This is a genomic window from Planomonospora sp. ID91781, from assembly GCF_015711595.1.
Lineage (GTDB): Bacteria > Actinomycetota > Actinomycetes > Streptosporangiales > Streptosporangiaceae > Planomonospora > Planomonospora parontospora.
Window position 1 is genome coordinate 2,161,905 of sequence record NZ_JABTEY010000002.1, and the last position, 20,998, is coordinate 2,182,902.

Annotated in this window: 19 protein-coding genes and 1 pseudogene; 12 read left to right on the forward strand and 8 right to left on the reverse strand. The window is 71.8% G+C overall.

The features are described from left to right. The first annotated feature begins 15 nt into the window (after positions 1-15). Together HS048_RS28740 and HS048_RS28745 are read left to right on the forward strand one after the other, a co-directional pair. Positions 16-219, forward strand: a complete 204-nt coding sequence (locus HS048_RS28740) for a helix-turn-helix transcriptional regulator (RefSeq protein WP_068898956.1) — start codon at positions 16-18, stop codon at positions 217-219. Then, entirely contained in the window at positions 216-818 is a 603-nt protein-coding gene (locus tag HS048_RS28745; RefSeq protein WP_068898776.1) for a hypothetical protein, read from the forward strand. Before HS048_RS28740 ends, HS048_RS28745 begins: the two co-directional genes overlap by 4 nt. A gap of 117 nt (positions 819-935) precedes the next feature. Here HS048_RS28745 and HS048_RS28750 read toward each other — a convergent pair whose 3' ends face one another. Then, positions 936-1,403 carry a GyrI-like domain-containing protein gene (locus tag HS048_RS28750; RefSeq protein WP_068898777.1) on the reverse strand — a complete coding sequence of 156 codons (468 nt, stop codon included), beginning with the start codon at positions 1,401-1,403 and terminating at the stop codon, positions 936-938. Between the two features lie 183 nt (positions 1,404-1,586). On the opposite strand from HS048_RS28750, the gene HS048_RS28755 reads away from it, so the two are divergent. The 4 genes and pseudogenes from HS048_RS28755 to HS048_RS28770 all read left to right on the forward strand — a co-directional run. Further along, positions 1,587-3,026: a GuaB1 family IMP dehydrogenase-related protein gene (locus HS048_RS28755; RefSeq protein ID WP_196469240.1), complete on the forward strand. Its 1,440-nt coding sequence runs from the start codon at positions 1,587-1,589 to the stop codon at positions 3,024-3,026. Between the two features lie 102 nt (positions 3,027-3,128). After that, positions 3,129-3,704 carry a general stress protein gene (locus tag HS048_RS28760; protein WP_191894857.1) on the forward strand — a complete coding sequence of 192 codons (576 nt, stop codon included), beginning with the start codon at positions 3,129-3,131 and terminating at the stop codon, positions 3,702-3,704. Between the two features lie 330 nt (positions 3,705-4,034). Next, positions 4,035-4,343 carry an IS200/IS605 family transposase gene (gene tnpA, locus HS048_RS28765; RefSeq protein WP_230881910.1) on the forward strand — a complete coding sequence of 103 codons (309 nt, stop codon included), beginning with the start codon at positions 4,035-4,037 and terminating at the stop codon, positions 4,341-4,343. Next, positions 4,336-5,415, forward strand: a pseudogene (locus tag HS048_RS28770) (RNA-guided endonuclease InsQ/TnpB family protein); the annotation flags it as partial. The gene tnpA and the pseudogene HS048_RS28770, both read left to right, overlap by 8 nt. Before the next feature lie 68 nt (positions 5,416-5,483). Here the strand turns inward: HS048_RS28770 and HS048_RS28775 are convergent. After that, complete coding sequence (locus HS048_RS28775; protein WP_196469241.1) at positions 5,484-5,633, reverse strand: Arc family DNA-binding protein; 150 nt, start codon at positions 5,631-5,633, stop codon at positions 5,484-5,486. A gap of 17 nt (positions 5,634-5,650) precedes the next feature. Here HS048_RS28775 and HS048_RS28780 point away from each other — a divergent pair, with 17 nt between their 5' ends. Further along, on the forward strand, positions 5,651-6,853 hold the full coding sequence (locus tag HS048_RS28780) for an RNA-guided endonuclease TnpB family protein (RefSeq protein WP_196469242.1): 1,203 nt from the start codon (positions 5,651-5,653) through the stop codon (positions 6,851-6,853). A 203-nt stretch (positions 6,854-7,056) separates the two neighbouring features. Here HS048_RS28780 and HS048_RS28785 read toward each other — a convergent pair whose 3' ends face one another. The 5 genes from HS048_RS28785 to HS048_RS28810 form a co-directional block, all read right to left on the reverse strand. Then, positions 7,057-8,052, reverse strand: a complete 996-nt coding sequence (locus HS048_RS28785; RefSeq protein ID WP_068898784.1) for a LacI family DNA-binding transcriptional regulator — start codon at positions 8,050-8,052, stop codon at positions 7,057-7,059. A gap of 118 nt (positions 8,053-8,170) precedes the next feature. Further along, positions 8,171-9,127: a carbohydrate ABC transporter permease gene (locus HS048_RS28790; protein ID WP_191894859.1), complete on the reverse strand. Its 957-nt coding sequence runs from the start codon at positions 9,125-9,127 to the stop codon at positions 8,171-8,173. Next, a complete protein-coding gene (locus HS048_RS28795; protein ID WP_196469547.1) occupies positions 9,124-10,098 on the reverse strand; it encodes a carbohydrate ABC transporter permease in 975 nt (324 codons plus the stop codon). The genes HS048_RS28790 and HS048_RS28795 overlap by 4 nt, the downstream gene beginning before the upstream one ends. A 106-nt stretch (positions 10,099-10,204) precedes the next feature. Further along, on the reverse strand, positions 10,205-11,563 hold the full coding sequence (locus HS048_RS28800) for an ABC transporter substrate-binding protein (protein WP_068898788.1): 1,359 nt from the start codon (positions 11,561-11,563) through the stop codon (positions 10,205-10,207). A 374-nt stretch (positions 11,564-11,937) separates the two neighbouring features. Next, on the reverse strand, positions 11,938-14,775 hold the full coding sequence (locus HS048_RS28810) for a glycosyl hydrolase (protein ID WP_230881911.1): 2,838 nt from the start codon (positions 14,773-14,775) through the stop codon (positions 11,938-11,940). A gap of 257 nt (positions 14,776-15,032) precedes the next feature. Here HS048_RS28810 and HS048_RS28815 point away from each other — a divergent pair, with 257 nt between their 5' ends. From HS048_RS28815 to HS048_RS28830, 4 genes are all read left to right on the forward strand, one after another. Further along, a complete protein-coding gene (locus tag HS048_RS28815; RefSeq protein WP_230881912.1) occupies positions 15,033-16,430 on the forward strand; it encodes a GH1 family beta-glucosidase in 1,398 nt (465 codons plus the stop codon). 4 nt (positions 16,431-16,434) lie between these two features. Continuing rightward, the gene (locus tag HS048_RS28820) at positions 16,435-17,445 is read left to right on the forward strand and encodes a LacI family DNA-binding transcriptional regulator (protein ID WP_196469243.1); all 1,011 of its coding nucleotides are present in this window, start codon (positions 16,435-16,437) and stop codon (positions 17,443-17,445) included. Positions 17,446-17,556: 111 nt separating this feature from the next. Further along, positions 17,557-17,931 (forward strand): FKBP-type peptidyl-prolyl cis-trans isomerase, encoded by a 375-nt coding sequence (locus HS048_RS28825; protein WP_189236414.1) that lies wholly within the window; start codon positions 17,557-17,559, stop codon positions 17,929-17,931. A 245-nt stretch (positions 17,932-18,176) separates the two neighbouring features. Beyond that, positions 18,177-19,703 (forward strand): ATP-dependent DNA ligase, encoded by a 1,527-nt coding sequence (locus HS048_RS28830; protein ID WP_196469244.1) that lies wholly within the window; start codon positions 18,177-18,179, stop codon positions 19,701-19,703. A 170-nt stretch (positions 19,704-19,873) separates the two neighbouring features. Here HS048_RS28830 and HS048_RS28835 read toward each other — a convergent pair whose 3' ends face one another. After that, complete coding sequence (locus tag HS048_RS28835) at positions 19,874-20,512, reverse strand: DUF1707 and DUF4870 domain-containing protein (protein ID WP_230881913.1); 639 nt, start codon at positions 20,510-20,512, stop codon at positions 19,874-19,876. A 144-nt stretch (positions 20,513-20,656) separates the two neighbouring features. Between HS048_RS28835 and HS048_RS28840 the strand changes: the two genes are divergently transcribed. Beyond that, complete coding sequence (locus HS048_RS28840) at positions 20,657-20,995, forward strand: hypothetical protein (RefSeq protein ID WP_068898800.1); 339 nt, start codon at positions 20,657-20,659, stop codon at positions 20,993-20,995. The last annotated feature ends 3 nt before the right edge of the window (positions 20,996-20,998 follow it).

The window sequence follows — 20,998 nt, forward strand, 5'->3', positions numbered from 1 at the left end:
CACAACCGCATCCCGATGCTCCGGGCCGAGCGCGGCGTGTCGCGCAAGGAGCTCGCGACGGCGCTCGGGGTGCACTACCAGACCATCGGCTACCTGGAGCGGGGCGAGTACAGCCCGAGCCTGTACCTCGCCCTGCGCATCGCCGAGTACTTCGAGGTCCCCATGGAAGTCGTTTTCTCGTTGAAGCCGTTCCCGCGGCTGGGAAGTGAACAGAAGTGACCGACGGGCGTAAGGCCTCCTGGCGGATCAGCCAGGCCGAGGCCGTGCAGATGGACATCCTGCCGGGCTGGTACGCCACCCGGGGCCGCCGTCGGCTGCTCGCCGCGACCGGGGCGTTCTCCCTGGGGCTCGCCTGGGCCATGGCGGGGGTGGTGTGGGTCGCCGGCCCGGACGAGGGGGCGCGCTGGATCGTCCTCACCCTGCTGGCGGTCATGCTGGTGATCTACTTGCCGGCCGTGACGCTGATGAACGTCGCCACCCGGGGCGTGACCGCGCTCACCGAACGGAACCTGGACGAGCGCCAGGTGGGCGAGCGGCTGCGGGCCACCGCCGTGGCCCACCGCCTGATGACCCGCCTGCTCGCGGCCCTCGCCTGCCTGACGCTGGTGGTGGGCCTGCTGCGCGGCCGCGAGCACATGGTGCCCGGATCGACCCTGCTCTACCTCTCCCTGGCCGTGGCGCTGACCCACTTCGTACTGCCGCTGATCGTCTCCTGCTGGCGGATGCCCGACCCGCCCCCGGACGACGAGGACGAGGACGAGCGGTCCTCGTCCGCCGGTGGCGGGGCGGCGGCCGGCGCACCGGGGATCGGCGCATAGGAACGGCGCCCCGGCGCACCGGGGCGGGCGGTCGGCGCACCGGGGCCGGCGGTCAGTGCACCGGGGCGGGCGGTCGGCGCGTCGGGGCCGGCGGTCAGTGCACCAAAGCCGCGGTGGTCAGTGCATCGGCGGGAAGACGGCCACGTAGAGGTCCACGCCCTCGCGGTGGTGGACCTCCAGGTCGGTGCTGAAGGCCCGGGGCGGGGTGCCGCCGGACTCGGTGTGCTTCCACAGGCGCTGCCACGACTCCACCAGCGCGCCCGGCATGGACCCCCGGGCCTCCAGCTTCAGCGCCGGGACGCCCGGCACCCGGACCGCTACCATGCCCTCGGGCAGCGCGGCGGCGGTGCGCACGGCCACCCCGACGATCTGCGTGTAGAACCCGTGGTGGTCGCTCTCGTAGTCGGTCAGCACCGCGTACAGGTTCTCGTCCACCCGTCCCGGGACGTGCGCGAAGGCCCCCGGGACGCCCGCCCGCTGCCACAGCGCCGGCAGTTTCGCCCGCGCCGGGTCCAGCTCGTCGGCGTTGGACGTCCGTACGGCATGGCCCACGACGAGCATCTCCGGCCGGTCAACGACGTTCACAGCGCCTCCTCATGCGACCACCCCGACAAACACGCAAACCGGATCTTAGTGCTCATCGTGACCGTCCAGCCCCCATGGCCGGCCTGGAAACGGGGAAGGAACACCGCTGACCGCCCACACATAAGGTAGTGCCAGTCAGCTTCCCGGCCCTGACCGGCCGGACTTCCACACTGTAGGTGCCTGGTGAAATTCCTCAACGAGACGACTCCGACCCACGATCTGACCTACAGCGACGTGTTCATGGTCCCGGCGCGCTCCTCGGTCGGCTCGCGGCTCGCCGTCGACCTGTCCACCTCCGACGGGACCGGCACCACGATCCCCGTCGTCGTCGCCAACATGACGGCGGTCGCCGGGCGCCGCATGGCCGAGACCGTCGCCCGGCGCGGCGGCATCACCGTGATCCCGCAGGACATCCCGATCGACGTGGTCGCCGAGGTCGTCGACTGGGTCAAGCGGCGCGACCTGGTCCACGACACCCCCCTCACCCTCACGCCGCACGACACCGTCGGCGCGGCGCTCAGCCTGCTGCCCAAGCGCGCCCACGGCGCGGTCGTCATCGTCGACGACGTGAACCGCCCGATCGGCGTGGTCACCGAGGCCGACTGCCAGGGCGTCGACATGTACGCCCAGCTCTCCCAGGTCATGTCCGACCACCTGCTCGCCCTGCCCGCCGGGCTCGACCCGCGCGAGGCGTTCGACCGGCTCCACGAAGGCCGCCACCGGCTCGCCCCGGTCGTCGACGGCGACGGGCGCCTGGTCGGCATCCTGACCAGGACCGGCGCGCTGCGCGCCACCCTCTACCGGCCCGCCGTCGACGGCTCGGGCCGACTGCGGATCGCCGCCGCCGTGGGGGTCAACGGAGACGTCGCCGCCAAGGCGAAGGAACTGCTGGAGGCGGGGATCGACTGCCTGGTGGTGGACACCGCGCACGGTCACCAGGAGAAGATGATCGGCGCCCTCCGGTCGGTCCGCGCGCTCGGTCCCGGCGTGCCGGTCGTCGCGGGCAACGTCGTCACCGCCGGCGGCGTGCGCGACCTGGTCGAGGCGGGCGCGGACGTCGTCAAGGTCGGCGTCGGGCCGGGCGCCATGTGCACCACCCGGATGATGACCGGCGTCGGCCGCCCGCAGTTCTCCGCCGTCCTGGAGTGCGCCGCCGAGGCCCGCCGCCTGGGCCGCCACGTCTGGGCCGACGGCGGCGTCCGCCACCCCCGCGACGTCGCCCTGGCCCTGGCGGCCGGGGCGGCCAACGTGATGATCGGCTCCTGGTTCGCGGGCACCTACGAGTCCCCCGGGGACGCCCGCACCGACGCCGACGGCCGCAGGTACAAGGAGAACTACGGCATGGCCTCGGCCCGCGCGGTGAAGCTCCGCACCGCCGAGGACTCCCCCTTCGACCGGGCCCGCAAGGCGCTGTTCGAGGAGGGCATCTCCACCTCCCGGATGTACCTCGACCCGCTCCGGCCCAGTGTCGAGGACCAGATCGACGCCATCGTGGCGGGCCTGCGCTCCTCCTGCACCTACGCCGGCGCCTCCACCCTGGAGGAGTTCCACGAGCGCGCGGTGGTCGGCGTGCAGAGCTCGTCCGGATACACCGAGGGGATGCCGCTCCACCAGAGCTGGTGAGCCCGCCGTCCCGGGCGGATTCCGCCCGGGACGCGCATTCCCCGGCGCATCATGGGTAGCCGCTTCTCCCGAGCCACAACCACTCGGAAAGGCGACAGGACCATGACACAGTTGCACATGGGCGTCGAGGCGCCGGTCGTCGTCGACCGCAGGACTCTGGTCGGCTACGACAACTACGCGGCCGCGCAGCGCACCGTGGACGCGCTCTCGGACGCCGGGTTCCCCGTGGAGAACGTCGCGATCGTCGGCAGCGACCTGCGCATGGAGGAGACCGTCACCGGCCGGATGACCAACGGCCGGGCCGCGCTCGCCGGCGCGGGCAGCGGCCTGGTCTTCGGCCTCGTGGTCGGGGCGTTCCTCGGCCTGTTCACCTCGACCACGCTCTCCTTCTTCGTGCTGGTGCTCTGGGCGGGCCTGTGGGGCGCCCTGATGGGGGCCGCATTCGGGTTCCTCAACCACTTCTTCACCGGCGGCAAGCGTGACTTCGCCTCGCGCAGCGCCATCGTCGCGGGCCGCTACGACGTGCTGGTCGCGGCCTCGCACGTCGACCACGCCCGCGCCGTCCTGGACGGCGGCGCGCGCCCGGCCGACACCGTGGTGGTCGAGCCGCCGGCCTCCGCAGGCGTCTACGACCCCGCGGCCCAGCGGCCGATCGCCCCGGAGCAGCGCCGGCCCTGAGAACCCGGACGCCGACCCGTGCTCCGCCCTGGACCGCGCCCCCGGTCCGCGCAGCGTCCGCGCAGCCGGACAGCACCGCAGCCCCACCGGGCCGCAGAGCCGTACGGCACCGCACAACCGCACCGGGCCGGATCGGAGAGCAGAGCCGTACGGCACCGCACAACCGCACCGGGCCGGATCGGAGAGCCGTACGGAGCCGCGGCACCGTACCGGACCCCGGCGCCCTCACCGTCCCGGCGCTCCGGAACCTCCGGCCCGCCTACTGCGCGAAGAGCCACCCGCCACCCTGCGCCCCGTGCCGGGTGGCTCTTTCTTCCACCCGGTACGGCTATGGAGGAGCTGATCCGCGCCAAGGCCGACGAGCACGGCTGGGAGATCGTGTCGCTTGAGGTGATGCCCGATCACGCGCACCTGTTCGTCAAGCCCCACCCGAAGAACTCGCCGTCGTACGTGACCAACCAGTTCAAGGGCTTCACCTCCCACCACCTGCGCGCCGAGTTTCCGCACCTGCGCTCACAGCTGCCCACACTGTGGTCACGGTCCTACTTCGTGGCCACGGTCGGCGCGGTGTCGGCCGAGACGGTGCAGCGCTATATCGAGACGCAGTACGAGCGGCCCAAAGGCGGTGGCCGTGCGTAGGTCGTACAAGTTCCGGCTCCGTCCCACGAGCAAGCAGGCCGCCGCGCTCGCGGCATGCCTGGAGGACCACCGGCAGCTCTACAACGCCGCCCTGGAACACCGCCGCACCGCCTACACCAAAGCGGGCGTGAGCATCCGCTACGGCGACCAGTCGGGCGAGCTGAAGCACATCCGCATCGATGACCCCGGCGGGCAGGACCGCTGGAGCTTCTCCTCCCAGCAGGCCACCCTGCGCCGCCTGGACAAGGCGTTCCGTGCGTTCTTCGAGCGCATCAAGGCCGGGTGCACGCCGGGCTTTCCCCGGTTCAAGGGGCACGGCCGGTTCGGCACCGTCACCTGGCCCAAGGACGGCGACGGCTGCCGGTGGGACTCCCAACCCGAGCACCCGACCGCCACGCTCGTGCGGCTGCAGGGCGTCGGCCACGTCCGCGTCCACCGGCACCGGCCCGTGCGCGGGAAGGTGAAGACGATTAGCGTGCAGCGGGAAGGCAACCGCTGGTACGTGGTGCTGTCGTGCGACGACGTGCCCGCCGAACCACTGCCCGCCACGGGCGCGGTGGCCGGGATCGACCTGGGCGTCGCCTCGCTTGTCACCACCAACGACGGCACACACGTGGCCAACCCGCGTCGCCTCGCCGCGACCGCCGATCGTCTCGCGACGGCGCAGCGCGACCTCGCCCGCAAGAAGCGCGGCTCCCAGCGTCGTCGCAAGGCCGTGGCCCGGGCCACCGCGCTGCACGCCACGGTGCGGCGGCAGCGCCTCGACCACGCGCACAAGACCGCACTCGCCCTGGTCCGCGACTACGACGTGATCGTGCACGAGGATCTGCGGATCGCGAACATGACCCGCTCGGCGTCCGGCGCGATCGAGGCCCCCGGCCGCAACGTCGCCGCCAAGTCCGGACTCAACCGTTCGATCCTGGATGCGGGTTGGGGGGTGTTCCTGACGGTCCTCGCGTACAAGACTGAAAGCGCCGGTCGCGAGCTGATCGCGGTGAACCCCGCCGACACCTCCCGCACGTGCGCCGAATGCGGGCACGTGGCGAAGGAGAACCGCCTCACCAGAGAATCCGGAGGATGCCCCGGCCTTCAGGCCGGGAAGGAATCCGGCCTCCCGCGTAGCGGGGGGCCGGATCGCCGTCAAGGCGATCCGGCGTCGTCGCCGGCCGCATCGAGGGCGACCTCCAGCAAGTACAGGATCTCGGAGTTGACCGACCGGCGGTCCTTGTCTGCCCGCGCGGCGATCCGGCCATGGAGATCGTCGGGAATCCTGAGCGAGAAACGAATCATGGCGTTATCATGGCACCATGACGACACTACGGGAAACCGAGGGCACCGCCCACGCCCGGTACACCTACCGGCTCCGCGTGTCGTCCACCGCCCGCGCCGCCCTGCTGGCCGAATGGGACCGGTGCCGCTGGGTGTGGAACCAGTGCGTCGCCACCTCCCGGACCGCCCACCAGACCAGGCAGGAATGCGGCCCGGCCACACTCGACAAGACACTGACCGGCTGGCGCGCCGAACACGACTGGCTCGCCGCCGGAGCGTCGGTCCCCCAGCAGCAGACCATCCGGGACTTCGCCAGATCCCGGGCCAAGGCTCTGAAGGACATCAAGGCCCGGCTGCCGATGCGCCGGCGCGCCGGGATGCCCCGCTTCAAGAAGAAGGACCTGGCCGCGCCCACGCTCAACTACACGCGGCGCGGCTTCCGCCTCAAAGACGGTCGCCTGCACCTGGCCGGAGGCATCACCCTGACCGTGGTGTGGTCCCGGGACCTGCCCGCCGACCCCTCCTCCGTGCGGGTGTACCGCGACAGCCTCGGCCACTGGTACGCCTCCTTCGTCGTGCCCGCCCCGGCCGAACCGCTGCCGCAGACCGGCCGGGCGATCGGCGTCGACTGGGGCGTCAAGGAGGTCGCGACCACCACCAGTGACGCCCATGATCTGCCGCACCCCCGGTACGGCCGGACGGCCGCCGCGAAACTGGCGCGCTACCAGAAGATGATGGCCCGGCGGAAGCCCGCGCGCGGGCAGGCGGCGTCCAAGGGCTACCGCACGGCCGCCCGGCAGACCGCGAAACTCCACAAGAAGGTCGCTCGGCAGCGGGCCGACACGGCCCGCAAATGGGCGAAGCGGGTCGTGCGTGACTTCGACGTCCTGGCGGTGGAGGACTTCCGGCCGAAGTTCCTCGCCAAATCCACGATGGCGCGCAAGGCCGCCGACGCGGCGATCGGAGCGACCAAGCAAGCGTTGATCGAGATGGCGCGCAAACACCGGCGGGACCTCCGCCTGGTGCATCCCGCGCACACCACGATGGACTGCGCGCAGTGCGGAGCGAGAGCCAAGCACGCCCTGCCGCTGTCGGAACGCACCTACACCTGCACCGCGTGCGGAGCCTCGTCTCCCAGGGACGAGAACTCCGCACGCGTGATGCTGATCCGGGCCGGTCTGGACCCGGCTGGTGTCGATCGCGGAAGACCTGATGCCCCGCCGGGGCGTCAGGCGGCGTGAGCCGGGAATCCCCTTCCTTCAGGGAGGGGAGCAGTCAAATGGAGCTGCGGAACCTGTTCGCGGACCTGGTCCGGTAGTCGTCCCGCCCCGTCCGGGAGCGGTCGGCGAGCCGTCGGGTCCCCGCCCCGTGACGACGGTCCGCCGCGGTCCCGTCCGAAACGCTCACGGGCTCCCCGGAGCGGTCCGGGCGAGTCCGGACCCGGTCAGGCCGACTCGCGGACCACCAGGTCGGTGGGGAGGATGATCGGATCCGCCGGGCCGCCGGAGGCCAGGCCGAGCAGGAGGCGGACCATGGCGGTGGCCTGCTCGACGACGGGCTGGCGGACCGTCGTCAGCGGCGGCTCGGTGTAGCGGGCCGCCTCGATGTCGTCGAAGCCCACCACCGCGACGTCGTCCGGCACCCTGCGGCCGGCCTGGCGCAGCGCCTGCAGCGCGCCGATCGCCATCAGGTCGCTGGCGACGAAGACCGCGTCGAGCGCGGGGTCGTCCTCCAGGAGCTGGCGCATCGCCGCCGCGCCGGACTCGCGGGTGAAGTCGCCGACCGCCACGATCGAGCGGCGGTCGGAGCCCTGCATGACGTTCCGGTAGCCGGCCAGGCGGTCCTGGCCGCCGATCATGTCCTGGGGGCCGGCGACCGTGGCGATCCGGCGGCGGCCGCTCTCGATCAGGTGGCGCACGGCCGTCGCCGCGCCGCCCACGTTGTCGTTGTCGACGTACGGCAGGTCCACGGGCACGGCGGGCCGGCCGTACGAGACGACGGGCACGCGCATGCGGGTGATCGCGGCGGGCAGCGGGTCGGCACCGTGCATCGAGATGATCATGACGCCGTCCACGTGGCCGCCGGCGATGTAACGCTCCACGCGGGCGTGGCTGCGGGCCGAGCCCGTCAGCATCAGGACGACCTGCTTGTCGGCCGCCTCCAGTTCCGCGCTGGCCGTGCGGATCACGGTGGAGAACATCGGGTCGTCGGAGAAGACCCGGGTGGGCGACTCCGAGACGACCAGGGCGATGGAGTCGGTGCGCTGGTTGACGAGGGTGCGGGCCGCCGCGTTGGGGACGTAGCCGAGCTCCTCGACGGCCCGCATCACCACGTCGCGGATGCCCGGGGCGACGGTGGGCTGGCCGTTGACCACGCGGGAGACGGTGGCCCGCGACACTCCCGCGCGGGCGGCGACCGCCTCCAGGGTGGGGCGCTTCATCTTGGCCTCCGACTGGGCCTCCGGCTCGGATCTTCGGTCGCCACGACGATAGCCCATCGCGGGCCCGCCGGGGCCGGGGCGCCGGTCCCGTCCGCGGTCCGGGCGCCCCGGTCCGGGTTCATCCCTTGACGCTGCCCGCGAGCAGGCCGCGGACGAAGTAGCGCTGCATGGACAGGAAGACGATCAGCGGGATGACGAGCGAGACGAAGGCCCCGGCCGTCAGCCGCTGCCACTCGTTGCCGCGCGTCCCGGCCATCTGCGCCAGCCGTACGGTCATCGGGGCGCTGTCGGGCGTGCCCCCCGCGAAGATCAGCGCCACCAGCAGGTCGTTCCAGACCCAGAGGAACTGGAAGATGCCGAAGGTGGCCAGCGCCGGCGCGACCAGCGGGAGGACCACCCTCCGGAAGATCCTGCCGTGGGTGGCGCCGTCCACCCGTGCCGCCTCGATCAGCTCGCCCGGCAGCTCCGACATGAAGTTGTGCAGCAGGAAGACGCCGAGCGGCAGGGCGAAGCAGGTGTGCGCGAACCACACCTGCGCGAAGCGCGCGGGTCCCTCCAGCTCCCAGGCCGGCATGAGCTGCAGGCCGAAGACCGAGACGCCCTCGGAGAAGAACGACAGCAGCGGGACCAGCGCCATCTGCATCGGCACGACCTGCAGCGCGAAGATGCCGATGTAGACCCAGTTCCGCCCGCGGAACGGCACCCAGGCCAGCGCGTACGCCGCGAAGGCGGCGAAGGCCAGCGGGAAGAGCACCGACGGGATCGTGATGACGATCGAGTTGATCAGGAAGCTGGCCATCTTCCCGGAGGACGAGGAGGTGCCGAACAGCACCTCCTGGTAGTTCTCCAGGGTGAGCTGCGGGTCGGAGAAGAACGACCACCAGCCGGTGGTCTTGATCTGGTCCTCCGGCCGCAGCGACGACAGGAACAGGCCGAAGGTGGGCGTGGTCCACAGCACCGCGATGACGATCGCCACGGCGCTGGCGACCCTGCCGCTCAGCCGCTTCCTGACCCGCCCGGTGGCCTGCTCGGCTCCGGACCGTACCGCCGTGACGGCGGGTGAGACGGATGTCATCGGACGGCCTCCCGGCGCTGGCGGATCTGGTAGACGACGATGGGGGTGACCAGGACGAACAGGAAGACGGCCAGCGCCGCGCCCTTGCCCGTCTCGCCGTACCGGAACGCCTGGTTGTACATCTCGTTGGCGATGACGCTGGTGTCGAACTGGCCGCCGGTCATGGTCCGGACGATGTCGAAGAGCTTGAGCGTGCCGATCGACTGGGTGACCAGCACCACGAGCACGGCCGAGCGGATGCTCGGCAGCGTCACCCGGAAGAACATCTGGACCGGGGTGGCTCCGTCGAGCCTGGCCGCCTCGACGATCTCGGCGGGGATGCCCTTGATCGCCGCGGAGAGCACGACGGTGGCGAACCCGGCCTGGATCCACACCATGACCACGATGAGGAAGAGCGTGTTGACCGGCGGGTCCAGCAGCCACTGCTGGGGGGTGCCGCCGAGGGCCACCACGATCTGGTTGAGCAGGCCGATCTGCTCGCTCTCCTCCGGGCGGTAGGCGTAGACGAACTTCCAGATGATGCCGGCGCCGACGAAGGAGATGGCCATCGGGAGGAAGACCAGCGACTTGGCGACGGACTCGAAGCGGCTCCGGTCGACCAGGACCGCGTAGAGCAGGCCGACCGTCGTCACCAGGACGGGGACGAGGGCGACCCAGATGAGCGTGTTGCGGAGCACCGTGACCGCTTCGGGCTGGGTGAACATCCAGACGTAGTTGTCGAGCCCCACCCAGGAGGCGCCGTCGCCGCTCATGAACGACAGCAGGGTGGTGCGCACCGCGGGCACGATCAGGCCGATCGCGAGCAGCAGGAGCGCCGGGGCGAGCAGGATGGCGATGTGCAGCCGCGCCTTCTGCCGCATCGGGGCGCGGTCGAGCAGGAGCAGCAGGAGCGCGACCACCGCGCAGAACGCGACCACGCCGTACAGCAGCTGCAGGAGCTTCGGCTGCTCCGCGGCGAAGTCGAAGTCCAGGTTCATCGAGGGAACTCCCGGAAGGATCGGGCCGATACGGGAGCGTCCGGCTCCGACGGGGTAGTCGAACCCCGGCGGGAGCCGGACGCCACGGGAAGTCCTGGGACTAGGACTTGGGCCAGGAGGCCTCGATGAAGTCGAGGACCGTCTTGGTGTCCTTGCCGTTGATCCAGTCGGTCATGCCCTTCCAGAAGGTGCCCGCGCCGACCGCGGCCGGCATCAGGTCGGAGCCGTCGAACCGGAAGACCGTGTTCGGGTCCTGGAGCATCTCGATGGAGAGCTTGTCGATCGGGTTCTGCGCGTTGGCGATGTCGACGCCCTTGTTGGCCGAGACGTACGTGCCCAGCTTCATGCGGGCGTTGGCGTAGTCGCCGGTGGCCAGGTAGGCCTGAACGGCCTGGACCTCGGGCCGGTCGGCGAAGGCGCCGACGAACTCGCCCGCGCCGAGCACCGGCTTCTTGGCCGGGTCGTTGCCGGGCAGGTAGAAGGCGAAGACGTCGCCGTCCTCGGCCACCTTGGTGCCCTCGGGCCAGAAGTTGGCGTAGAAGGAGGCCTGGCGGTGCAGCGCGCACTTGCCCTCGGTGATGGGCACGCCGCCCTCCTGGAAGGCGGTGCTGGCGATGCTCTTGACCGGGCCGTAGCCGCCGTTGACGAACTTCTCGTCCTTGAGGATCGCGCCGACCTTGTCGACCGCAGAGACGATCTTGGGGTCGTTGAAGGGGATCTTGTGGGCGACCCAGTCGTCGTAGCCCTCGGGGCCGAGCTCGCGCAGGAGGATGTCCTCGATCCAGTCGGTGGCCGGCCAGCCGGTGGCCTCACCGGACTCGATGCCCGCGCACCACGGCTTGATCCCGGTGCCCGCGATCGTGTTGGTGAGGGTCATGAGCTCGTCCCAGGTCGTGGGGACGGCCCAGCCCTTCTCCTTGAACATGCCCGGCGAGTACCAGACGAAGGACTTCACGCTGGCGCCCAGCGGGGCGGCGTAGAAGGTGCCGTCGATCGTGCCGTACTTCACCCAGTCGGCCGACCAGTTCTGCTCGGCCAGCTTCTTCACCTCGGCCGAGGCGGGCTTGAGCTTGCCCGCCTTGACGAAGCGCTCCAGCAGGCCGGGCTGCGGGAAGAAGGCCAGGTCCGGCGGGTTGCCGCCGTCGGCGCGGACCTGGATCTGCGCCTCGAACTCGCCGGTTCCCTCATAGCTGATCTTCATCCCGGTGCACTTCTCGAACGGCACCCAGGTCTGCTGGAACAGGTCTGCCTCGGTGTCCCGGATCGGGGAGTAGATCGAGACCTTCTTGCCGTCGTGCTTTCCGAACTGCTCGAACGGGGCGCACTCGGCGGATGTGCTGGCACCGCCGCCCGCCGCGGGGGTCGAGGGCTCGGAAGAGCCGCAACCGGTGGCGACCAGCGCCAGGCCCGCGGTACCCGCGACGAGGGCGGCGCGTGCAGGCCGAGAGAGGAGCGACATGGACCCTTCCTCCATTACTTTGCCGGGCCGGCCCGGCTGGCGGGACCGGCTGGACCGCCCGCGACAGGCGCGTGGGGTCACCGCGTTACCGGTCCGCCGTGGTGGCCGGATGGCTCAAACCAGTGTGAGAGCGCTCTCTGTAGCCTTATCGCCCAGCAACGGGATGTCAATGACTGTGATGCTACGGTTACTCATTTGAGAAATCCGGGTGTCATTCAGGGCATTCAGGTTATCCGTTCGTTGTGAGAGCGCTCTCAGTACGGAAGAGGCGGGGACCGCACGGTCCCCGCCCCTCCGGCCGCGGGGGCGCACGGCTCGCCGTACGCCCCCGCGGGACCGGTCCGGAAGCGCCCGCAGGAGACGCGCCCGCGGGATCAGTTCGTGGAGAAGGTGAACCAGTTGAGGTTGACGAAATCCGCAGGCTGGCCGCTGCTGAAGGTTATGTACACCGTGTGGGTGCCCGTGACGCCCGAGATGTTCGCCGCGATCGTCCGCCAGCTCTGCCAGCCGCCGGTGTTGCCCACCGCGAAGTCGCCGATCGGCGCCGCCGTGGGGCTGTCCAGGCGGACCTGGACCAGTCCGCTGACCCCGGCCCCCGCCCCGGAGGCGACCCGGGCCTTGAACTGGCCCGCCGCCACGGAGCCGAAGCGCACGCCGTCGAAGCGCAGCCAGTCTCCGTTGGAGACGAACGCGACGCTCTTGCCGCCTCCGGTGTCGGCGGCGTCTTCCAGGGCCGTCCCCGACTGGGCCTGGTGGCTCTCCGCCTGGATGGTGGAGCGCGCGTCGACCCCGCCGGTCGTGGGCGTCGGAGTCGGAGTCGGGGTCGGTGTCTTCGTGGGCGTGGGCGTCGGAGTCGGAGTCGGGGTCGGTGTCTTCGTGGGCGTCGGCGTCGGGGTGGGCGTGGGGGTCGGGCTCGGGCCGGAGCCGCCCCCCGGTTCGGTCCCGCTGCCCGCCGGGCCGCGCCAGGCCATCGCCCGGGCCGGTACGGCGAGCGTCTGCCCGTCGGAGAACCGGACCGTGACGGCGCCGCCGGAGGCGTTGTAGGCCACGTAGGTCCTGCCCGCCGAGTTGCCCAGCACCGCGTACGTCGGCACGCTCGCGGTGACCGAGTGGTCGGGGGTGCCCCAGGCGTTCAGCGCGGAGATCCAGTGATAGGCGTGGGCGCGCGAGTCACCGTCCTCGGGTGCCGGGTCGGCCCCCAGCCACAGCGACTGGGCGGCGGCGGGATCGGCCATGGCCAGGAACTGCCAGATGACGTCGCGCCACTCGGTCTCCTGGCCGCCGTTGGAGGCCCGCAGCTCGCTGATGTTCTGCTTGATGTCGGCCTTCCACGCGCCGTTGTAGAGCGAGCCGCCGGTGATCGGGAGCATGTTGATGCCGTGGATCTCCTCGGCGTTCGCCGTCCACCAGGTGGAGTAGCTGCCGCCGGCGCCCCACACCATGCCTGCGGTGTCGTGGCCGAAGCCCGACGGGAAGACCGCGCCGTCGGCGTCGAACCAGTACTGGCCGATGGCCTCGCGCTCGGTCGTGTACATGTAGATGCCCGCGTCGCGCAGGGCGGTGTCGCCGGTCGCCTGGCCGAACAGGACCGCGGCGGCGTTGAACATCATCGACTCCGACGACGACTCCTGGTTGTTGCCGTGGCCGAAGCCCGCGTGCCCGGACGCCCAGGCGTGCCCGGCGTAGGGGTCGAAGTTGCGCAGGAACGGGAACCGGCTGTCGGAGCGGTCGTAGTTGGCCGCGTCCTTGACCAGCAGCTTCAGCATGCCGCCGTACTGCGAGTCGGAGACCCAGGCCGGGTCGTGCTGGGCCACCATCGCTCCGGCCAGCACGTAGTAGCCGTAGTGGAAGTGGTGGTCGTTGAGCTCTTTGTCGGTGCCGTAGCCCGCCGGGTAGCCGATCAGCGTCTTCCAGGTGGAGTCGTAGGCGAAGAGCCTGCCGGTCTCCCCCGAGCCCGCCGTGAGCCAGTCGGCCAGCCGGCTCTTGACCAGGCTGATCGCCTTGTCCCGGCCGGCGGTGTAGCCGATCTGGTTGGCGACCGGGATGAGCGCCGCGATCCGCCACAGGGCCTTGCCGGTCCAGTAGGTGTCGGCGGCGCCCTTGTAGGGGTCGGAGGCGTTCAACTCGGCGTCGATGCCGGCCCGCAGCCTGGCCTTGTCCGCGCCGGGCGCGAGCGGCAGGGCGGGCAGCACGCCGTTGAACTCCGCGTTCGTGGTGAACGACGCTCCCTCGCGCACGCGCATCTCACCGCGCGGTGAGACGTAGCGGTGGGCCGTCATCGTGTCGGAGGAGTTCGCCCACTGGTGGCGGTAGAGGGCGTGCAGGGTGCCGGTCTGGCTCCCCTGCCTCGCGGTGGTGGACGCGGTGTAGACGGCCTTCACCCGGCCCGCGTCGGCGTCGTAGGACCAGCTCACCCGGGTGTCGGTGACGAAGGAGTAGGCGTACTTCTCGAACAGCGGGAGCGCCGCCCGGGAGGGCAGGACCGCGACCGAGAAGAAGGCGGCCGGGGCGCTCGCGGAGGCGGTGCCGGTCAGCGACCAGCTGGTCCCGGAGGGGGCGAACAGACCGTAGTCGCGGCCGTTCACCGTCACCCCCAGGACGTTGCCGCCGTTCTGCCAGACGCTGGCCGGGCCGGTGAACTCCACCAGCGCGTTGCCGCCCGAGGCCTCGGCGTAGACGTACGGCGAGCCGTGCGCGATCGTGGTCCGCAGCGTGCGGGTCCCGTCGCTCCAGCGCGGCACGACGCTCCAGTCGCCCCAGCCGTCCACCTCGGTCCTGGCGGCGTTGAGGCCGGAGACGCCCACGTTGAGGTCGCTCGCGTGGACGAACTCGTACATCCGCCCGTCGGGGGTGATGTTGGGCTTGTCCGGGTAGCCGACGCTGATGCCCTTGGCGTTCGCGTGGAACGAGAGCGGGTGGGCGTACATGTTCTCGGAGTAGGGGTTGCCCGCGTAGCGCTGGAAGACCAGCGAGGACCACCAGTCGTTCGTCGGCACGGCGCGGCCGGCCATCCGGCTGGTGACCTTGGGGCTGACGGCGGCGCCGTCGGAGTCGGAGGGGCCGGCGGTGCCGGCCGGGCGGGCGGAGGCGTAACCGCCCGCGCCGACCGCGACGGCGGCGGCCGGGGACGCCAGGACGACCGGGGTCACCACGGCCGTGGCCAGGACGGCCACCGCGGCGACTACTCTGCGCAAGGGGGATGGGAAGCCCATGGATACCTCCTCGGGTATCGGGCTGCCGGCGCCGCAGAACGGGCTGCCGGGGCGAGCAAGGGTAAGAGAGCGCTCTCTGACCGAGGACCGTAGCCCTGAGTGAACGCCAAGTCAACGACTTCTCACACTCTCCCCTGTCCAGGATGCGGATGATCCGCCTTGACAGGTCTGTCACGCACCCGCGATGCTGACTGAGAGCGCTCTCTGCCGTTCGGGGCGAGGCGGGGTTGACGGCGAGGCGAAAGGGGCGGTGAGACATGACCCTGTCCATGGGGATGTCGGCGGGGGTCGCGGCAGAGACCGGGGGGACCGGCGACCTGACCTTCCCGCAGGGTTTCCTCTGGGGGACGGCGACCGCCTCCTACCAGATCGAGGGCGCCGCGAACGAGGACGGCCGCGGGCCGTCCATCTGGGACACCTTCTCCCGGACGCCCGGCAAGGTCGTCGGCGGCCACACCGGTGACGTCGCGTGCGACCACTACCACCGCTACCGCGATGACGTGGCGATGATGGCCGACCTCGGCGTCCAGGCCTACCGCTTCTCCATCGCCTGGCCCCGGATCCAGCCGGACGGCTCCGGCCCGGTCAACCCGCGCGGCCTGGACTTCTACGAGCGGCTGGTCGACGAGCTGCACGGGTGCGGCATCACGCCCATCGTGACGCTCTACCACTGGGACCTGCCGCAGAGCCTGGAGGACCGGGGCGGCTGGACCAACCGGGAGACCGCCGAGCGCTTCGCCGAGTACGCCGCCGTCGTGTACGGCAGGCTCGGCGACCGGGTCGGCACCTGGACCACGCTCAACGAGCCCTGGTGCTCCTCCTTCCTCGGTTACGGCGCGGGCGTCCACGCCCCCGGCCGCACGAACCCGGGCGACGCCTACGCGGCCGTCCACCACCTGCTGCTGGGACACGGGCTGGCGGTGGCCGAGCTGCGCGCCGCGGGGGCCCGGCAGGTCGGCATCACCCTCAACCTGGCCCCGATCTCGGGCTCCGACCCCGAGGCCGTCGCGCACATCGACGGCCTGCAGAACCGGATCTTCCTCGACCCGGTCCTGCGCGGGGAGTACCCCGCCGACGTCGTGGAGCGCGCCCGCCGGTTCACCGACTGGTCCTTCGTCCGCGACGGCGACCTCGACATCATCGGCGCGCCGATCGACCTCCTGGGCGTCAACTACTACAGCCCCACCACCGTGGAGCTGCGCGCCGGTCAGCAGGCCAACCCGGTCCACCCGGGCAGCGAGGGCATCGCGTTCGTCCAGGGCGACGAGGAGAAGACGGCGATGGGCTGGTCGGTCAAGCCGTCCGGCCTGACCGAGCTGCTGCTCCGGCTCAACCGCGACTACCCGGGCACGCCGCTGATCATCACCGAGAACGGCGCCGCCTTCGACGACGTGCTCGCCGACGGCCGGGTCGCCGACGAGCGGCGGGTCGCCTTCCTCGACGGCCACTTCCGCGCCGCGCACGCCGCGATCGAGGCCGGGGCCGACCTGCGCGGCTACCTGGTCTGGTCGCTGATGGACAACTTCGAGTGGGCCGAGGGCTACGCCAAGCGCTTCGGGCTGGTCTACGTCGACTACGCCTCGCAGCGCCGCGTCCCCAAGGACAGCGCGCTGTGGTACCGCGAGGTCATCCGGCGCAACGGGGTCCAGGCGTGACCCGGTGACCGCCCGGCCGACGCTGGAGAAGGTGGCGGCCAGAGCGGGAGTCTCCCGGGCCACCGTCTCCCGCGTGGTCAACGGTTCGACGCACGTCAACCCGGAGATCCGCGCGACGGTGATGCGCGCCGTGGAGGAGCTGGGCTACGTCCCCAACCTCGCGGCGCGCAGCCTGGTGACCCGGCGGGCCGACTCCGTCGCGCTGGTCTTCTCCGAGCCGCCCACCCGGGTCTTCTCCGACGACCCCATGTTCGCCAGCATCATCCGCGGCGTCGGCCAGGAGACGGAGGCCTCGGACAAGCACCTCGTGCTGATGCTCGCCGGCTCTCCGCGCGGGCAGGAGCGGATCGAGCGCTACACCACGGCCGGGCACGTGGACGGCGTGATCGTCGCCTCGATGCACGGGGCCGACCCGCTGCCCGCGGCGCTGGCCCGCCGGGGCGTGCCCGTGGTGTGCAGCGGGCGGCCCCTGCAGTCCTGGGTGCAGGACGCACCGCCCTGCGTGGACGTGGAGAACGTCGGCGGCGCCGAGCAGGCCGTGGGGCACCTGGTGGCGGTGGGCCGCCGCAGGATCGCCACGATCGCCGGGCCGCAGGACATGGTCGCCGGGATCGACCGGCTCACCGGCTACCGCAACGTGCTGCGCGACTCCGACCGGCGCTCCATCGTCGCGGTGGGCGACTTCACCCGCGAGTCGGGCGTCGCGGCCATGCGCCAGCTGCTCCGGGACGATCCCGGGCTCGACGCGGTGTTCGCCGCCAGCGACATGATGGCGCTCGGCGCCCTGCAGGTGCTGCGACAGGCCGGGCGCCGCGTGCCGGACGACGTGGCCGTGGTCGGCTTCGACGACGTGCCCGCCGCCGCCTACGCCGAGCCGCCGCTCACCACGGTCCGCCAGCCCCTCCACGAGATGGGCCGGGAACTGGCCCGGCTCGTTCTCGCACTCGCCTCCGGGCAGGACGTCGGCGCTCCGGTGATCCTGCCCACGGAGCTGGTCGTCCGCGACTCCGCCTGACGGACCGGCCGGATGTCCGTGCCCCTTCGCCCACCGCCGGGCCCCGGACCCCGTAGAGTCGTTCGGCCGGTCGGGCATCGGCCGGCACGCACCAGATCAAGGAGAAACCACGTGGCACTGGAGAAGCCGGAGATCGACTTCCCTGAGGGCGACGCGCCCAAGGAGCTGCAGATCGTCGACGTCGTCGAGGGAGACGGCCCGGAGGCCAAGCCTGGTCACCAGGTCAGCGTGCACTACGTCGGTGTCGCCTTCTCCACCGGCGAGGAGTTCGACGCCTCCTGGAACCGGGGCGAGACCTTCGAGTTCTCGCTCGGCGCGGGCCAGGTCATCGCGGGCTGGGACCAGGGCGTCGCGGGCATGAAGGTCGGCGGCCGCCGCCGTCTCACCATCCCGCCGCACCTGGGTTACGGCAACCGCGGCGCGGGCAGCCGCATCAAGCCCGGCGAGACCCTCATCTTCGTCGTGGACCTGCTCGGGGTCCGCTGAGGTGACCGGTGGGCCGCTCCCCGGGGAGCGGCCCACCGCGTCTTCCGCGGCCGGGCCCTCCCGAACGGGATCGCCCGCCCCGCCCCGTCCACCCCACGCCGTCCACCCCACGCCGTCCGGCCCGCACCGCACCGTCCGCCGTACGGCGGCCGAGCACCACCGGGTCCACCGGGCCCACCGGCCGGAACGGGATCCCGGGGGACCTCCTCCGCCGGAATGTCACCGCGGCCTCATAGGCTGTCCGTGTGCTGTTGATCGATCTCGCGCGCACCTCCGCGGCCGTGGCCGCCGACTCCGCCCGGCTGGCGAAGGTCCGGCATCTCGCGGAGCTCCTCGGCCGGGTCGGCCCGGACGAGGCGGAGATCGCCATCGCCTACCTCTCCGGTGAGCTGCCCCAGCGGCAGATCGGCGTCGGCCTGGCGGCCCTGCGGGACCTCCCCGAGCCCCGGCTCGCCGCCACCGCGACCCTGCTGCAGGTCGACGCCCTCCTCACCCGCGTCAAGACGCAGAGCGGTCCCGGTTCCCAGGCCGCGCGCAAGGCGCTGCTGACCGAGTTGTTCGCCGCGCTCACCGGCCCCGAGCAGGCCTTCCTGTCCCGGCTCGTCCGCGGTGAGCTCCGCCAGGGCGCGCTCGACGGAGTGATGATCGAGGCCGTCGCCAAGGCGTCGGGGACACCGGCCGCCGAGGTGCGGCGGGCCCTGATGCTGCGCGGCTGGCTGCCCGCCGTGGGCGCGGCGGCCCTGTCCGGCGGGGTCGAGGCGCTGCGCTCCTTCAGGCTGGAGGTGGGCCGCCCGGTCTCGCCGATGCTCGCGCAGAGCGCCCCCTCCGTCGCCGCGGCACTGGAGCGGGTGGGCGGTCGTGCCGCGATCGAGTGGAAGCTCGACGGCGTGCGGATCCAAGCCCACCGGTCCGGCGACGCCGTGTCCGTCTTCACCCGCACCCTGGACGACATCACCGCCCAGGTGCCCGAGCTGGTCGAGGCTGTCGGCGCCCTGCCCGCCGCCGACCTCGTCCTGGACGGCGAGGTCATCGCGCTGCGGCCGGACGGCCGCCCGGAGCCCTTCCAGGTCACCTCCGGCCGGGTGGCCAGCCGGGCCGACGTGGCAGGGGCCCGCCGGTCGACCCCGCTCAGTGTGTTCTTCTTCGACGCGCTGCGGGTGGGAGGAGCCGATCTCCTCGACCTGCCCGACGAGGCACGCCACGCGGAGCTCGCCCGGGCCGTTCCCGCGGAGCTGATCACGCCCCGGCTGGTCACCGGTGACGCCGCCGAGGGCGAGGCGTTCTTCAAGGAGGTCCTCAGGCGGGGGCACGAGGGCGTGGTGGTGAAGTCACCGCAGAGCCCCTACGCCGCCGGCCGCCGCGGGGCGGGCTGGGTCAAGGTGAAGCCCCGACACACGCTGGACCTGGTCGTGCTGGCCGCGGAGTGGGGCAGCGGCCGCCGGGAGGGATGGCTCTCCAACCTCCACCTGGGCGCCCGTGATCCGGTCGGCGGCGGTTTCGTCATGCTCGGCAAGACCTTCAAGGGCCTGACCGACGAGCTGCTCGCCTGGCAGACCGAGCGCTTCCTGACACTCGCCGACGGCCCCGCCGACGGCTGGACCGTCACGGTCCGGCCCGAGCTCGTCGTCGAGATCGCCTTCGACGGGGTCCAGCGCTCCAGCCGCTATCCCGGCGGCATGGCCCTGCGCTTCGCCCGAGTGATCCGCTACCGCCCGGACAAGACCCCGGAGCAGGCCGACACCGTGGACACGGTCCGCGCGCTGCTGCTCTGAGGCCCCCCAGCCGGCCTCCGGCACGGCGGTGCCCCGCCTCGCGGACGGACACGTCCGCGTCCCGGCGCTCCCGGGCCCGCCCCGCGTGTTCCGGGGTCCGCCTTGCGTGTTCCGGGGTCCGCTCCGCGTGCTCCCGGGCCCGCCCCGGTCCTCGGCGCGCCCCCTTCGGGTCACTTGACCGGACGCAGCGTGAACGGGTAGCGGAAGTCGCCCTCGCCCAGCGCCGCCAACCCTCCGACGACCGACAGCACCACTCCGCCGACCCAGAGCAAGGGCACCAGCACGGCCCCCACGAAAGTGATCGCCAGCACGATGGTGGCGCCGATCAAGGTCAGGTGGAAGTTCAGCGCCTCCACGGCGTGCCTGCGGATGTAGGGGGAGGTCTTGCCCGCCGCGAACAGCATGACGAGCGGTCCCAGCACGAACAGGCCCGCCAGCGGGAGCAGGTGCGCAGCGGCCGCGCCCACCCGGTCCCCACCCGTCCGCGCCTGGGGCCGCCCGTGGTGCGCCGGACCCGGTGCCGGGCGGACCTGCGGCGGGTAGGGGGCGGGCAGGGGTGGGCGGGAGCCGTACAGCTCCTGCATGATCGGGATGAGGTCACCGTGGACCCGGGCGGTCATCGCCCGCTCCAGCCGGTCGTCGAACTCGAGCTCGTCGAGCCGCCCCTCCGCGTAGGCGGCCTTGACGTGCTCGACCACCTGCTCCCGGTCCTGGTTGCTCACCCGGAGGTCGGCGTGACCGGCCCTGGGCCCCGCCGCCGGCACGCCCCCGTGCCGCGGATTCACCGGTGGTGTCGCTGTGCCCGCCATGGAACCGACCTTCCCTTCGTCGCCCTTGTGACCTCCATGTTCGTCCGGGGTGGCCGTCCCGCACATCGGGGTTACCCCTGACGCCGTCCCTGGAGTTCCCCTGGCGTCCACCATGGAAGGGCCAGGGGAGGTATAACAAGGGGCATGAGATGGCGGGATCGCTATGGTTTGAGGCGTCTGCGCGGGCCGAAGATCGCGAAGTTCGATCGGGCCGCGAACGACTCCGATATCGAGGCGCTCATCGCCTTCGCGAAGTCGCGCCGCGGCGTGGAGTTCTACGTCGAACCGGAGACCTTCGCGACCGACACCACCGCCGTGGCCGTGGCCGACGACGGCGAGTGGACCCGGCGCCGGGTCGGCGCCCCCGCTGTGATCCGCAAGGTCGCCCGCGATCTCGCCCTCCCCGTCTACGATGTGCAGCTCACCGGTTATCCCCCCCGCATGCGGGCCTACAACGAGCGCCGCAAGCGCGAAGAGGGCTGACTC

Bases quoted from the DNA above. Each gene is read 5' to 3' on its own strand.
- HS048_RS28740 (WP_068898956.1), top strand. From the start codon at position 16: ATGCTCCGGGCCGAGCGCGGCGTGTCGCGCAAGGAGCTCGCGACGGCG.
- HS048_RS28760 (WP_191894857.1), top strand. From the start codon at position 3,129: ATGACACAGTTGCACATGGGCGTCGAGGCGCCGGTCGTCGTCGACCGC.
- tnpA (WP_230881910.1), top strand. From the start codon at position 4,035: ATGGAGGAGCTGATCCGCGCCAAGGCCGACGAGCACGGCTGGGAGATC.
- HS048_RS28775 (WP_196469241.1), bottom strand. From the start codon at position 5,633: ATGATTCGTTTCTCGCTCAGGATTCCCGACGATCTCCATGGCCGGATC.
- HS048_RS28780 (WP_196469242.1), top strand. From the start codon at position 5,651: ATGACGACACTACGGGAAACCGAGGGCACCGCCCACGCCCGGTACACC.
- HS048_RS28785 (WP_068898784.1), bottom strand. From the start codon at position 8,052: ATGAAGCGCCCCACCCTGGAGGCGGTCGCCGCCCGCGCGGGAGTGTCG.
- HS048_RS28790 (WP_191894859.1), bottom strand. From the start codon at position 9,127: ATGACATCCGTCTCACCCGCCGTCACGGCGGTACGGTCCGGAGCCGAG.
- HS048_RS28800 (WP_068898788.1), bottom strand. From the start codon at position 11,563: ATGTCGCTCCTCTCTCGGCCTGCACGCGCCGCCCTCGTCGCGGGTACC.
- HS048_RS28810 (WP_230881911.1), bottom strand. From the start codon at position 14,775: ATGGGCTTCCCATCCCCCTTGCGCAGAGTAGTCGCCGCGGTGGCCGTC.
- HS048_RS28815 (WP_230881912.1), top strand. From the start codon at position 15,033: ATGACCCTGTCCATGGGGATGTCGGCGGGGGTCGCGGCAGAGACCGGG.
- HS048_RS28835 (WP_230881913.1), bottom strand. From the start codon at position 20,512: ATGGCGGGCACAGCGACACCACCGGTGAATCCGCGGCACGGGGGCGTG.
- HS048_RS28840 (WP_068898800.1), top strand. From the start codon at position 20,657: ATGAGATGGCGGGATCGCTATGGTTTGAGGCGTCTGCGCGGGCCGAAG.